This is a genomic window from Flavobacterium sp. 28YEA47A (genome assembly GCF_041262125.1).
In the GTDB taxonomy this organism is placed as follows: domain Bacteria; phylum Bacteroidota; class Bacteroidia; order Flavobacteriales; family Flavobacteriaceae; genus Flavobacterium.
On sequence record NZ_JBGCCI010000007.1, the window covers coordinates 219,465 to 233,755 of the forward strand.

Annotated in this window: 11 protein-coding genes; 10 read left to right on the plus strand and 1 reads right to left on the minus strand. The window is 35.0% G+C overall.

Annotated elements, in window-relative coordinates; translation table 11 throughout:
* The first annotated feature begins 126 nt into the window (after nt 1-126).
* The 9 genes from ABH942_RS12010 (at nt 127) to ABH942_RS12050 (ending at nt 11,908) form a co-directional block, all read left to right on the plus strand.
* On the plus strand, nt 127-1,653 hold the full coding sequence (locus ABH942_RS12010) for a lipopolysaccharide biosynthesis protein (RefSeq protein WP_370032253.1): 1,527 nt from the start codon (nt 127-129) through the stop codon (nt 1,651-1,653).
* A gap of 63 nt (nt 1,654-1,716) precedes the next feature.
* Nucleotides 1,717-3,030 (plus strand): glycosyltransferase, encoded by a 1,314-nt coding sequence (locus tag ABH942_RS12015; RefSeq protein ID WP_370032255.1) that lies wholly within the window; start codon nt 1,717-1,719, stop codon nt 3,028-3,030.
* On the plus strand, nt 3,027-4,178 hold the full coding sequence (locus ABH942_RS12020) for a glycosyltransferase family 4 protein (RefSeq protein WP_370032257.1): 1,152 nt from the start codon (nt 3,027-3,029) through the stop codon (nt 4,176-4,178). Before ABH942_RS12015 ends, ABH942_RS12020 begins: the two co-directional genes overlap by 4 nt.
* Nucleotides 4,171-4,773 (plus strand): sugar transferase, encoded by a 603-nt coding sequence (locus tag ABH942_RS12025; RefSeq protein ID WP_370032259.1) that lies wholly within the window; start codon nt 4,171-4,173, stop codon nt 4,771-4,773. The genes ABH942_RS12020 and ABH942_RS12025 overlap by 8 nt, the downstream gene beginning before the upstream one ends.
* Nucleotides 4,763-5,377: an acetyltransferase gene (locus ABH942_RS12030; RefSeq protein WP_370032261.1), complete on the plus strand. Its 615-nt coding sequence runs from the start codon at nt 4,763-4,765 to the stop codon at nt 5,375-5,377. The genes ABH942_RS12025 and ABH942_RS12030 overlap by 11 nt, the downstream gene beginning before the upstream one ends.
* 10 nt (nt 5,378-5,387) lie before the next feature.
* Nucleotides 5,388-6,527, plus strand: coding sequence for a DegT/DnrJ/EryC1/StrS family aminotransferase (locus ABH942_RS12035; RefSeq protein WP_370032263.1), 1,140 nt, complete (start codon nt 5,388-5,390; stop codon nt 6,525-6,527).
* Nucleotides 6,528-6,743: 216 nt separating this feature from the next.
* The gene (locus ABH942_RS12040) at nt 6,744-8,720 is read left to right on the plus strand and encodes a polysaccharide biosynthesis protein (RefSeq protein WP_370032265.1); all 1,977 of its coding nucleotides are present in this window, start codon (nt 6,744-6,746) and stop codon (nt 8,718-8,720) included.
* A 50-nt stretch (nt 8,721-8,770) separates the two neighbouring features.
* Complete coding sequence (locus tag ABH942_RS12045) at nt 8,771-9,550, plus strand: polysaccharide biosynthesis/export family protein (protein WP_370032267.1); 780 nt, start codon at nt 8,771-8,773, stop codon at nt 9,548-9,550.
* A 3-nt stretch (nt 9,551-9,553) separates the two neighbouring features.
* On the plus strand, nt 9,554-11,908 hold the full coding sequence (locus tag ABH942_RS12050; RefSeq protein WP_370032269.1) for a GumC family protein: 2,355 nt from the start codon (nt 9,554-9,556) through the stop codon (nt 11,906-11,908).
* A gap of 185 nt (nt 11,909-12,093) precedes the next feature.
* On the opposite strand, the gene ABH942_RS12055 is transcribed toward ABH942_RS12050, so the two are convergent.
* A complete protein-coding gene (locus ABH942_RS12055; RefSeq protein ID WP_370032272.1) occupies nt 12,094-12,828 on the minus strand; it encodes a tyrosine-protein phosphatase in 735 nt (244 codons plus the stop codon).
* A 194-nt stretch (nt 12,829-13,022) separates the two neighbouring features.
* Here ABH942_RS12055 and ABH942_RS12060 point away from each other — a divergent pair, with 194 nt between their 5' ends.
* Nucleotides 13,023-14,291, plus strand: a complete 1,269-nt coding sequence (locus ABH942_RS12060; protein WP_370032274.1) for an ABC transporter ATP-binding protein — start codon at nt 13,023-13,025, stop codon at nt 14,289-14,291.

Genomic DNA, 14,291 nt, shown 5'->3' on the forward strand with positions numbered 1-14,291 from the left:
CCAGCGAAATTTTTAATATAGCTAAAGTTTTTTCTACTTTATCAGTGATTTTAGCACATTACCTAAAAAGTAGAATTAACCAAGATGTATAATGCATTGGTAGGACTTAGATAAATCTTAATTTAAATGAATAGTTCCCGACAAATTAAATTAGGAGCTTTAATGTCTTATGGCGCTATAGCCTTCAATATTATTGTAGGTTTTTTATATACACCATGGATGATTAAGCAAATAGGCAAGTCAGATTATGGGTTGTATATATTAGTTACTGCTTTCATTTCTTATTTTGTCATGGACTTTGGCTTAGGGCAAACCATTGCTCGTTTTTTATCCAAATACAAGGCAAATAATGAACCTGAAAAAGTAAATCAAATGCTGGGACTTACCTCAAAGTTTTATCTTTTGATCAATGGCTTGATTCTAATCACGTTAATTGTTGTTTATTTTTTTATAGAGAACATATTTGTAGAGCTAAGTCCGGTGGAAATTGAAAAATTTAAAATAGTCTACCTGATTGCTGGTGGTTTCAGCTTGATTTCCTTTCCCTTTTTGCCCTTAGATGGTGTTTTGATTGCCTATGAAAGATTCGTTCTTCTGAAGCTGTGCGATATCATCAGTAAGGTTGGGATTGTAATTTTAATGATTATTGCCTTGTTATTAGGGTATAAATTATATGCTTTAGTAGCCATAAATGCAGTTATAGGAATAGTAATTATCTGCATAAAGTTTATATATCTTTCAAAACGGACAGATATAAAAATAGATTTTAAATTTAAAAGCAAAGAATTATTAAGAGAACTGATTAAGTTTTCTTTTTGGGTGTCTGTTATCGGGATAGCTCAAAGACTTCTTATAAATATAGCACCATTTATTCTTGGAATAGTTTCCGGAACTGAACAAATAGCTATTTTTTCAATAGGAATAATCATTGAAGGGTATACATGGACACTTGCTCATGCACTAAATGGGCTCTTTTTACAGAGAGTAGCTCAACTTGATATGCAAAAAAACAACCTTCATGAAGTCACTAATTTGATGATTCGTGTCGGTAGGATTCAGCTTATGCTAATGGGACTCTTATTTATCGGACTTATAGTATTTGGACATGAATTTATAATACTTTGGATGGGAGCAGGTTTTAGCGAATCCTATAATGTGGTTTTATTCTTGATCTTGCCGGGATTAATAACTTTAAGTCAGGAAATAGCCTATACTTACTTATTTGTTATAAACGAATTAAAATATAGAGCGATTATATTTGTTGGAGCTTCTATTTTAAGTGTAATCATTTCTTTTCTTTTGGCTCCTCATTTTGGCGCTTTAGGTTGTGCAATAGGTATATTTTCTGCAACGATGATGTGCCACGTAATAGGTATGAATTTTATTTACTGGAAGAAAATAAAATTGGAAATACCTCGATTTTTTAAAGAATGTTATAGCAGTCTGATTATTCCTTTTGTATTGACGCTCTTATTTGGGTTCTTATTAAATTACTTGCAACCGGATAAAAATTTGCTTTACTTTTTATCAAAAGCGGTTCTATTATCTCTTTTTTATATAATTTCGGTATGGCTTATTGGGCTACATGCGGATGAAAAAGAATTATTTAAATCAATGCTGCTAAAATTAGCAAACAAGCTAAAAAGGAAATAATAGAAGTTAATAAGCATGCTGAAAGACATTCTGGATTGTAATTGAAGAAAAAATAACAGGTAAATGAAGCCCAAAATTCTGGTAATAAGTCGCGATTCTTGGAACGATACTAATAATAGCGGTAATACACTATCCAATCTTTTTCAAAATTGGGATACGGAAAATATTGCCAATATATATTGTAGAGATGAAATTCCAAACAACAAAATTTGTTCAAACTATTTCAAAATCTCAGAAAGCCTTCTCCTGAAAAAACTCTTGAGAAAAACCGCTGTGGCAGGCGTGAAGGTTCAAAAGCAAGAAACCGCTTCAAAAGCATCTGAAATCAAAGACGAGCAGAAAGAAAAGAAAATCTATGATTTTTTTAGAAAAAACAGACTTCACATATTTCTATGGGGCAGAGAACTGCTTTGGAAAATAGTAAATTGGAAGAGTAAAGAATTAAAAGATTTTATTAAAGATTTTAATCCTGATGTCATCTATTCGCCTTCGTATGATTCTTTTTATATGCACGATATTTTAAAATTTGTCCAAAAAGAATCAGGTGTAAGAGTTGTATTTTTCCATTGCGATGATTTGGTTACTTACAGGCAACATTCTTGGTCACCTCTGTATTGGATAAACAGGTTTATCCTTAGGAAACATATGGACAAAAGCATACGGTTGGCAGCTAAAAACTATTGTATCATTGATGAACAATCCAGAGTTTATAAAAAAATCTATAATCTGGACTTTGATATTTTATATAAAACGGGTGATTTTACAAATCTCCCACAAACACATACTCCAAATACTCCTTTAAAACTAATCTACACTGGCAATATAATTTATGGTAGAATTCATAGCCTGTTTTCTATTGCAGATGCTTTGAAAACAATCAACTCCGAAGGAATCAAAGCAAAACTCTATTTGTATACTGCAAATGAAATTACTTCGGATGTAAGGCATAGATTAGAAAGCTCCGGGTCTGTTGAAATAATGGGCAAAGTTCCTTATTCTCAAATTCCGGGAATTTTAAATGATGGAGATATTCTCGTACATGTAGAATCTTTTGAAAAACAGCAGATGTTAGCGACATCTCTGTCGTTCTCTACCAAAATCGTAGATTATTTGGAGGCTGGAAGACCTATCTTTGCAATGGGCTGGAAAGAAGCCGCTTCAATTAAATACCTTCATGATAATGGCATTGGTGTCACCGCAAACAATAATCAGGAAGTTTTAGATAAGCTAAAAGATTTAATTGACCATACAGAAAGTTTAAATGATAAGGGCTTAAAGGCATGGAGTTTTGGGAAGGAAAAGCATAATAAAGATGAGGTGCTTAAGAAGTTTGAAAGCGATATAGAAAAAGTAATGGCAAAGAGTGAAATTGTATGAGAAAAATTATTCGTACTTCAACAGTCGCAATGTCTCTGGATCTGTTACTGAAAGGGCAATTGGCTTATCTACAAAAAGAATATGAAGTTATTGCCGTGTCCGGAAATGATAATCATTTAAAAAATGTTTCAGAAAGAGAGGGAGTCAAAACTGTTAGCGTCGAAATGCAAAGAAATATTAGCATTGTCAGAGATTTGATTTCGCTATGGAAATTATATGTTCTATTTAAAAAAGAAAAGCCATTAATAGTGCATTCCATTACTCCAAAAGCAGGACTTCTTTCTATGATTGCGTCTTATTTTGCAGGTGTGCCAATTCGCATACACACTTTTACAGGATTAATTTTTCCTTCAAAAAAGGGCGTAATGCAACAGATACTCATAACCATGGATCGATTGCTTTGCAGATTTGCTACGAACATTTATCCTGAGGGGAATGGTGTAAAAGCAGATCTTATTAGCTACAAAATAACAAATAAGCCATTGAAAATTATAGGAAATGGTAATGTAAATGGGATTGATATAGATTACTTTGACCCGCAAAAAATAGCTGATGAGGATAAAAAACAGTTGAAAAACAGTCTAGGGATCAATGCTCAAGATTTTGTATATATCTTTGTAGGAAGGTTAGTAAAGGACAAAGGAATTAATGAATTAATCAAAGCTTTTAAAGAGCTAAATGCATCTGAACAGAATATAAAGTTAATTTTAGTTGGGAATTTTGAAGATAAATTAGACCCTTTGTTTTTGGAGACTATTTCAGAGATTCAGCAAAATAAAAATGTTATTTCCGTTGGTTTTCAAGAGGATGTTCGCAAATTTTTTTCAATCGCAGATGTTCACGTTTTTCCCAGTTATAGAGAAGGATTTCCAAATGTGGTTATTCAAGCAGGTGCAATGGGGATACCTTCAATAGTAACGGATATTAATGGTAGTAATGAGATTATCATTGAAAATGAAAACGGAATAATTATTCCTGTCAAAAGTTCTGAAGCAATTAAAACAGCTATGGAAAATATCTTTTTAAATCATACTTTAAGAACTCAATTGTCTAAAAAATGCAGGCAATTGATTATTGAAAGATATGACAAGAACTTTGTTTGGGAATCACTTTTGTCTGAATATAAATTTCTTGAACAAAATGTATAAACGGCTTTTCAAAAGAGTAATCGATTTTAGTTTGTCCCTGATGGGATTTATATGTTTATCGCCCATATTTCTGGTGATAACAATCTTTTTGTTTTTTGCCAATCAGGGGAAACCGTTTTTTGTACAGAAACGGCCGGGAAAAAATGGTGAGATTTTCAAAATAGTCAAGTTTAAGACTATGAACGATAGAAAAGACAAGCAAGGCAAGCTGCTTCCTGATGCTGATCGCTTGACTAAAATTGGTGCCTTTGTCCGTAAGACTTCACTTGATGAAATTCCACAGCTTATAAACGTTATAAAAGGAGATATGAGCCTAATAGGTCCTAGGCCGTTATTGGTGCACTATCTACATTTGTATTCGGATTTTCAGAACAGAAGACACGAAGTGAAACCGGGAATTACCGGTTGGGCTCAAGTAAATGGCAGAAACGCGATTAGCTGGGATAAAAAATTTGAACTGGATGTTTGGTATGTTGATAATATCTCTTTTAAATTAGACATGAAAATACTTTTTATGACAGTAAAAAAAGTGATAATAAGCGAAGGTATAAATGCAGCTGATGTTGCCACAATAGAACCTTTTAATGGAGAATAGTATTGTATTATATGGAGCAAGTGGGCACTGCAAAGTAATAATGGATTCCGTTTTTTTGCAGGGCGATGCTATAGAAGCTATTTTAGATGATAGCCCAAAGAAAAAGCATCTTTATGAAATCCCAATTATTAAAGCGGAAGATTTTAAAGTTAGTAGCAACACTCTTTTGACCATTTCTATTGGCGATAATAAGGTTCGCAAAATGATATCTGAAAAAATCAGTGCTAAATTTCATACAGTAATACATCCAAAAGCCATACTTTCTAAATATTCTTCTCTTGGAGAAGGAACAGTAGTAATGGCTGGAGCAATTGTAAATCCTGACACTGTTATTGGGAAACATTGTATTATTAATACAGGTGCAGTAATAGACCACGATTGCAATATAGACAACTATGCCCATATTTCACCAAATGCCTCGTTGGCAGGAGATGTCAAAGTAGGTGAGGGTACACATGTTGGTATTGGTGCCTCTGTAATACAGGGTGTTACGATTGGGAAATGGGCAATTATCGGGGCAGGATCAGTAGTGCTGAAAGATGTTGAAGATTATGCTGTTGTTGTTGGAAACCCAGGCAGAATTATAAAATATACAGAAAAATAGATACTATAAAATGAGCAATCAAAAAATATGGCTTTCTTCCCCACATATGGGAGGTACCGAGCAAAATTATGTCAATGAAGCTTTTGAATCAAACTGGGTGGCACCACTTGGACCTAATGTAACCGGATTTGAGCAAGATTTAGAAAAATTTATCGGACAGGATTCTCATGTCGGAGCTTTGAGTTCCGGAACTGCTGCCTTGCATTTAGGATTGATAATCTTAGGCGTTAAAGCAGGTGATGAGGTTATTTGTCAGAGTATGACTTTTTCAGCTTCTGCTAATCCGATCATGTACCAGGGTGCAACTCCAATTTTTATCGATAGCGAAAAAGAAACCTGGAATCTTTGCCCAATTGCTTTAGAAGAAGCTATAACTGACAGGATTACCAAAGGAAAAAAGCCTAAGGCTATCATTGCAGTACATCTTTATGGAATGCCTTATAAGGTAGACGAAATCCATGCAATTGCTAAAAAATACGAAATTCCGGTTTTGGAAGACAGTGCTGAGGCATTGGGCAGCCATTACAAAAAGCAAAAATGTGGTACTTTTGGAGAAATTGGTGTTCTTTCATTTAACGGAAATAAAATCATTACTACTTCTGGTGGTGGTGCTATAGTCACAAAAGACAAAGAATCTAAAGATAAGGTTATATTTCTCTCTACTCAAGCCAGAGACAACGCTCCACATTACCAACACAGTGAAGTAGGCTATAATTACAGAATGAGCAATATTTGCGCCGGAATTGGACGAGGCCAGATGGAAGTTCTTGAAGATCATGTGGGGCTAAGGAGACAAATGCACGAATTCTATAAGGATTATTTCAAAGATGTTGAAGGAGTAACAGTGCTTTGTGAGCCTGATAACAATTATTTTTCAAATCATTGGCTTTCTGCTATTGTACTAGATCCTTCAAAAACAGGAGGGAAAACTCGTGAAGATTTAAGATTAGCTTTAGAGCAGGCAAATATAGAAAGTCGTCCGCTATGGAAACCGATGCATTTGCAGCCTGTTTTTGAAAACTATCCGTATTATGGTAAAAATGTTTCGGAAAAGCTTTTTGATGATGGACTTTGCATGCCATCTGGTTCAAATTTAACGGAAGATGATAAAAACAGAATCAGAACCGTTTTAAATCAGTTTTTTAATTAAAAAGTATAAATAGAAAATTATCAGTATTTTAAAAAACAATTGTTATATAGTTACACTAACATCTATAGAAGGGCAATTGTTTAACAAAAAGAGTTAATAAACCCTTAAAATTTTAGTATTTGCTTAACATAGTTGTTTTTTATATAACTTTGCCAAATAAATAGACCAGACTATTAAGACCCCCCTCAAGTTTTAACCAATAAAAATTGAAAAGAATTGGATAAGAAATCCTTTAGAACTGATTTGTTAACAGCAATGTCAGGACTAAAATTGAATTTTAGTTTTAAAAATTTGGGATATCTTCCCAGGTGGGTAGTTTTGCTGTTAGATTTGGGGATTGTATTTGCTGCGGGGCTAATAACCTATCTTCTGTTAAAAGGAATTAAGTTAACTTATATTCCTGATGGCTACCTCTTTTATGGTGTCATGTTGTATTTTTCTGTAAACATTTTCTTCTTTTGGGTCTTTCGTACCTATTCAGGAATTATACGGCACTCATCTTATATCGATGCAGTTAAGATTTTCTTTGCGCAGTTTTGTGCCTTAATCACACTTGTATTTGTCAATTTTGTATTCCTGCTGGATCATGACTACAAGATATTTTTGAATACGGGAATTTTTATTAACGGAGTGCTTTCTTTCTGTTTTCTGTTTTTTTACAGGATAGTTGTAAAGCAGACTTTTGAAAAATATCTTAGCATTTCAAGAAAGGAAGGCCAGATGCGTGCTTTGATTTACGGTTTTGATAATAATGCAATAGCTGTAGCGAATGCTTTGAGGTCAGAAAATCCAAGCCGATTTAAATTGCTCGGATTTATTGATAAGTTCAATCAAAATAGTTCAAAAAGAATCCTAGATTTGCCAATCTTACAGCTTAAGAGGCGTGTGCCGGTTGTAATGCGTTCTGTAGGAGCCGAAGCACTTATTATTGCCGACAAATCGTTGACAAAAGAAGAAAGACTGGCGATAGTTGACGAATGTTTAGAGTACAACTATAAAGTATATACCATATCTCTGATTACCGACTGGGAAAATCAAGAGGAAATTTCCAAGAATATCAAGAGTTTTGAAATCCAGGATTTACTGGAAAGAAAGCCTATTGTTCTCGATACACATTCTATTTCTTCACAATTGTGTGACAAGACGATTATGGTGACCGGTGCAGCCGGCTCAATAGGAAGCGAAATAGTAAGACAGATAATTGGGTTTGATCCAAAAACCATTGTGATTCTCGATCAGGCGGAAACTCCTTTGCACAATCTTTCACTCGAAATAGCCAATTGCAATCCTAATATCAGAATACATAATGTTCTGGCAGATGTCAGAAACAAACAAATACTAAAACAAGTATTCAAACTCTACCAGCCGCAAGTTGTATACCATGCTGCTGCATACAAACATGTGCCGTTAATGGAAGAAAATCCGTCCCAGGCTATATTTACAAATATTTTGGGAACAAAAATTCTGGCTGATTTGGCTCATAAACATAAAGTAGAACGATTTGTTATGGTTTCTACAGATAAAGCAGTAAACCCAAGTAGCGTGATGGGAGCCAGTAAAAGGATAGCAGAAAAATATGTACAGTCTCTGAATTATAAATATAAGAATGATGCCGAAAATAATGGCACAAAATTTATAACGACCCGATTTGGAAACGTTCTGGGTTCTAATGGTTCTGTCGTGCCGCTTTTTAAAAAGCAAATCGAAGAAGGAGGCCCGGTTACAATCACACATCCTGACATTATCCGCTATTTTATGACAATTCCTGAAGCATGCCAGCTGGTTCTTGAAGCAGGAGCAATGGGTAACGGAGGTGAGATTTATATCTTTGATATGGGTGATCCGGTTAAGATTATCGATTTAGCAAGAAAGATGATTAAGCTGGCAGGATTTGCTCCAGACAAGCAGATAAAAATAAAAATAGTAGGCCTTCGTCCTGGAGAAAAACTTTATGAAGAATTGCTAAACGATACTGCCAAGACATTGCCAACGCATCACGAAAAGATAATGATTGCAGAAGAAATATTTGATGATTATGAAGCGGTTACAATGGCTATTCATGACCTTATCGAGATTTCAGAAATTACTTCAAATGAGGAAATCGTGACAAAAATGAAGCTGATTGTTCCGGAATTTAAAAGTATGAACTCTATCTTTGAAACCTTAGATAACAATCATGTAAGTCAAATTTAGTTTTCTTTAGCCTGTTAATTGTTAAATAGTATCTTTGTATTAAAAACCATATGAAAAAGTTGAATTATTTTAGGCCTGTAATTATACTCTTTTTATCCCTTTTCATATTCTCATGCGCTTCGAGAAAGAATGTAGCTTATTATCAAAATATTGACCAGCTTGCTAATCTGGAAAGCTCATCTTCATACGAAACTATACTGCAGCCAGATGACCTATTAATGATAGTTGTTATGGCTGAAAATCCTGAGGTGGCGGCACCTTTTAATTTACCATCCGTTATTATGCAATCAACTACTGAGGTTGAAAATCAGCAGATGCGGATGAATAGTTATTTGATAGATTCGAAAGGATTTATCCAATTCCCAATATTAGGGTCTATCCAAATTGGTGGTCTTACCAGAACCCAGGCGATAGCTAAAATAACCAAAGAGCTTGAAAAATACATCAAAAAACCTTCCATAAACCTTAGAATATTAAATTATAAGGTTACAGTTCAGGGTGAAGTTATGCAACCCGGAATTCACAATATTACCAGTGAACGAATTACACTAGCCGAAGCATTGAGTATGTCAGGAGACCTAACGGTTTATGGTAAAAGAGATAATATTCTAATCATCCGGGAAGTGGATGGAAAAAAACAATCCACCAGAGTAGATATCACAAAAGCAGATTTTTTGAATTCTCCTTTTTATTACCTGAAGCAGAATGACGTAGTATATGTAGAACCAAATAAGACTAAAGTAAATTCTTCTGCGGTTGGCCCGAATACTGCGATTGTTCTTTCCTCTATTTCCATAATTGTAACGATAATAGCCTTAACAATACGATAGTAAATGATGAGTAACAAGCAAGAAATATCACAGGAAAACCACGAGTCAGATTTTAATATAAGAGAACAGGTAGAAAAATATCTTGTTCATTGGAAATGGTTTGCGCTTTCAGTTATTGTAGTATTATGCCTGGCTTTTTTATATTTAAGATATACCACACCATTATACAAAGCCACTGCTACTATTTTGGTAAAAGATGACAAGAAAGGTGGTTTGGCTTCTGAGCTTTCAGTTTTATCTGATCTTGGAGTAGGAACTTCCAAAAGTAATGTTGATAACGAAGTTGAAATTCTAAAATCACGAACACTGACGGAAAAAACCGTAAACAAGCTGCACCTGAATATTCATTATTTGAGCCACGGCCGTGTTAAATCATCTGAATTGTACAAGGCATCACCTATAACTGTTGTCTATTCTCCCACAAATGAACAGTACAAAAGAGAAATACACACATTTACAATAGAATCAGTAGGTGCTAATAAATTTAAGCTTTTTAAAACGGAAGACAAAGAGCTGGGAACTTTTAATTATGGTACTCTGATTAAAATTCCGGAAGGCACTCTTTCGGTTACAAAAGTAGATATTGCAGATAAAAGTTCGTTTTCAATAGATTGTATTATTTATCCTGTTGAAATCATGACGACGTATTACAGAGGAGCTTTAGGAATAGTTTCTGTTGGAAAAAATACAAGTGTAATCGAGCTGTCTGTGGTAGATCAAAACTCCCAAAGAGCAGCCGATTTTTTAGATACTTTGGTAGAAATCTATAATGATGATGCTATTGAAGATAAAAATTTAGTTGCAGAAAAGACCTCACAATTTATTTCTACACGTCTCGGACTGATAACAGAAGAGCTTACAGAAGTAGAAAAAGATGTAGAAGGCTTTAAAAAGCAAAATAATCTTACGGATATTCCTACGGAAGCTACGATGTTTCTTGAAAGCGCTTCCGAATATGAAAAGAAACAGATAGAAACAGAAATCCAATTGAACGTAGTGGCGTCAATGCGTCAATTTTTAAATTCAAGCGGGCCTGGAGATCTTATTCCTAGTAATCTCCTTTCGACACAGTCTGAAGCATCAGATCTGATAATGGAATACAATAGGCTTGTAATTGAATACAATAGAATTGCTGCCGGGGCGACAGCAGAAAACCCAGTAGTGGTTAATACTGCCAAGAAAATTCAGGCAATGAAATCAAATATTAGCCAAAGCCTGGCCAGAATGCAGTCCTCTTTAACCATTACTAAAAAGAATTTGGATCAGCAAGGATCGATTTTAGGAAGCAAAAAAGCAAAAGTGCCTCGCTTAGAAAGAGAATTCAAGATTATTGACAGACAGCAAAAAGTAAAAGAAGCCTTATATCTTTACCTTCTTCAGAAAAGAGAAGAAACAGCCTTGACTTTGGCCGCAACCGAGCAAAGTGCAAAAGTTATAGATTCTAGTTATTTTTCTGGAATTCCGGTTTCTCCTAAAAGAAGTATGATTTATCTTATTGCTTTGGTAATAGGATTGGCTATTCCTGCAGCAATTATCTATTTGCAAGAACTACTGAACACTAAGATCAAAAGCAGACTGGATATTGAAAAGCGTTTAACAATCCCTTTCTTGGGAGATGTTCCGAAATCAGATTCTCATGAAGAAATGATCAATACTAACAGCCGTTCCAGTTCTGCAGAAGCGATACGAATTGTCAGAACCAATCTGGAATTTATGCTGACCGGAACAAGTGCCGAAAGAGGAAAAACAATTTTTGTTACTTCTACAATTCCGGGTGAAGGAAAAACTTTTATTTCCGTGAACTTGGCAGGAACAATTGCTTTGTCCGGGAAAAAAGTATTGCTGGTAGGAATGGACATCAGGAATCCAAAATTGGCAGAATATATTCCAATCAGACCGGAAGGCGTTACCAACTATCTTTCAAAACAAGACAAAGACTTGGCGAGCTATATCACTAAGTTGGATAACTTTGAGAATTTTCATGTATTGTCATCGGGAGTTATTCCACCAAACCCGGTGGAGCTTTTGATGAATGATAAGATAAACAAGATGTTTTCTGAACTTAAAGAAACCTATGATTACATCATTGTCGATACAGCTCCGGTAAGTGTGGTTACTGATACCTTGCTCATTGCTAAAAATGCAGATGCATTTATTTATGTAGTAAGAGCAAATTACCTTGACAAGCGACTGCTTCATGTACCTGAGATGTTCTATAACCAACAAAAACTGCCTAATATGTCTCTTGTGTTGAATGCAACAGAAGTAATTAACAAAGGTTACGGCTATGGCTATGGTTACGGCTATGGTGCCGACACAGAAGTAAAACCGTGGTATAAAACCATATTCAAGAAATAAAAAGAAAGCCCTTTTTTAAAGGGCTTTTTTATTAAAGTTAATTGATATTGGATTAGTGTGCTTAATAAAAAGCACATAGTGTTTAAAAACTTTGCGGCTCTGCGCCTTTACGAGTAACTATTTCACGAAAAGACATAGAGCCGCAAAGTATAAAGTAACTTAATGAATATATTTTGGTGTAAAAACTATACCCGGAAAAAATCGTTGCGTCTGATTGCTTCCTTCAAAGCAACAGTATCAGAAAATGCCAACTTTTTGTCAAAGCTCTTTAAGTGATTTTCATGGTGCAGATCTGAACCGGTAAAATCAATCATTCCGGTATCAAGAAGTTTCTGGGCTACTTTGGCCACACCAGAACCATAATATCCTACAGTCGATAACAGATTCAATTGAAACAAACATCCTGCTTTTTTCAACTTTTTGTATTCTTCAAAATTTGAATGATAAAAAATGTAGCGTTCAGGATGCGCCAGTACAGGCTGGTATCCGGCAATTCTAATGTCAAAAATGATATCGTACAGTTGCATTGGCGGATTGATATAGGACATTTCTACCAACAGATAATTGTCTTTTAGCGTAAGCAATTTTTCTGATTGCATCAATTTAGAAAAAGAATCATCCATCATATATTCAGCTGCGGCTTTAAACGGCAAGCTGAAATTTTCTTTGACAAGTTTTTCTGAGGTTGCAGCATGAAGCGTTTCAATATCAGCTCTCGAATTGTCCCAGATGTTTTTGATGACGTGTGGAGTAGTCACAAACTGTTCGAACCCTATTTTTTGGAGTGATTGGATAAGGGAAAGCGTAGTTTCGAAATTTTTAGAACCATCGTCAATTCCCGGTAGTAAATGGGAATGGATATCGGTATAATTCTCGATTAAATCCCTAAGAATCGGTTTTTTTTTGGAAAAGAAAAGCAAAGTCGTGTGTTTAAAAATTCAGCAACAAATTTATAACATATATTTAATAATTATTCATTTATAAAACAAAATATAACAGCAAAAAGTTATTATATCAGGTGCTTTTGCAAGTTTCGCACTCTGAAAATTAAATTTCTTATTGCTATATTTGGCAAGCATAACAATATCGCAATATTTTAAGCCTCTACCACAAAATGGACAAAGAAATAATACTGAAAGTTGAAGGAATCTCAAAACAATACCGTTTAGGTAAAGTTGGTACGGGAACACTCAGCCATGATCTTAACCGTTGGTGGGCAAACGTACGCGGGAAAGAAGATCCGTATCTTAAGGTAGGAGATACTAATGACCGTACTTCAAAAGGCACATCAGATTATGTATGGGCTTTACAGGACATAAATTTTGACGTGGAGAAAGGTGAGGTTTTAGGCATTATAGGCAAAAACGGAGCCGGAAAATCAACCCTGCTCAAAATCCTTTCAAGAGTTACTGCTCCTACAACAGGAAACATAAAAACAAAAGGACGCATTGCTTCTTTGCTTGAAGTTGGAACTGGATTTCATAGCGAAATGACCGGGCGTGAAAATATTTACCTGAATGGCGCCATTCTCGGAATGACCAAAAAAGAAATAAGATCTAAAATTGACGAAATTATTGAATTTAGCGGATGCCAACGTTATATCGACACTCCGGTAAAGAGATATAGCTCAGGAATGACCGTACGTTTGGCGTTTGCCGTTGCAGCATTTTTAGAACCGGAAATTTTGGTTGTAGACGAGGTACTTGCAGTGGGCGATGCTGAATTCCAGAAAAAGGCGATTGGCAAAATGCAGGACATCTCTAAAGGAGAAGGAAGAACGGTGTTGTTTGTCAGTCATAATATGGCGGCTGTCAAAAGTTTATGTACCAGGGCAGTTCTGATAGACAACGGAAGATTTGTTTTTTCAGGTACTCCGGAAAGAACCATTGACGAATACTTAAAAGCTGAAAAAAGTTCTAATGTTTTAGAGAAAATTTGGCCTGTAGAAAAAGCTCCGGGCGATAGCGTTTGCAAACTTATCAGTGTCACAGCCAAAACAGATGAAAAGTCGATATTTATCAATAAAGACCTAGAAATTGAGTTTATAATCGAGAATCTTGGCGAAACACCAAAAAACCTGAATATAAGCATGGTCGTATATTCAAGCTCTGAAGTTCCTGTTTTTAATGTAGTTTCGGATTCCTATAATTGTGAAAAAGGCAGGTATTCTATCAGCACCGTAATTCCTAAGAATTTGATGAATACGGATACTTATTCTATCAGGGTTTTGCTTGTTGAAGATTCTTCCAAGCCTTTATGCAATGAATACAATGTTCTCAATATTTCTTTCCTTGAAGAAAAAAGAGACGTTTCCTGGTATGGAAAATGGATTGGAGCAGTAAGGCCACAAAATCTGATTGATTGGGACTTCAAAAAAGTATAA

Bases quoted from the DNA above. Each gene is read 5' to 3' on its own strand.
- ABH942_RS12025 (WP_370032259.1), top strand. From the start codon at position 4,171: ATGTATAAACGGCTTTTCAAAAGAGTAATCGATTTTAGTTTGTCCCTG.
- ABH942_RS12030 (WP_370032261.1), top strand. From the start codon at position 4,763: ATGGAGAATAGTATTGTATTATATGGAGCAAGTGGGCACTGCAAAGTA.
- ABH942_RS12015 (WP_370032255.1), top strand. From the start codon at position 1,717: ATGAAGCCCAAAATTCTGGTAATAAGTCGCGATTCTTGGAACGATACT.
- ABH942_RS12050 (WP_370032269.1), top strand. From the start codon at position 9,554: ATGATGAGTAACAAGCAAGAAATATCACAGGAAAACCACGAGTCAGAT.
- ABH942_RS12060 (WP_370032274.1), top strand. From the start codon at position 13,023: ATGGACAAAGAAATAATACTGAAAGTTGAAGGAATCTCAAAACAATAC.
- ABH942_RS12010 (WP_370032253.1), top strand. From the start codon at position 127: ATGAATAGTTCCCGACAAATTAAATTAGGAGCTTTAATGTCTTATGGC.
- ABH942_RS12035 (WP_370032263.1), top strand. From the start codon at position 5,388: ATGAGCAATCAAAAAATATGGCTTTCTTCCCCACATATGGGAGGTACC.
- ABH942_RS12020 (WP_370032257.1), top strand. From the start codon at position 3,027: ATGAGAAAAATTATTCGTACTTCAACAGTCGCAATGTCTCTGGATCTG.
- ABH942_RS12045 (WP_370032267.1), top strand. From the start codon at position 8,771: ATGAAAAAGTTGAATTATTTTAGGCCTGTAATTATACTCTTTTTATCC.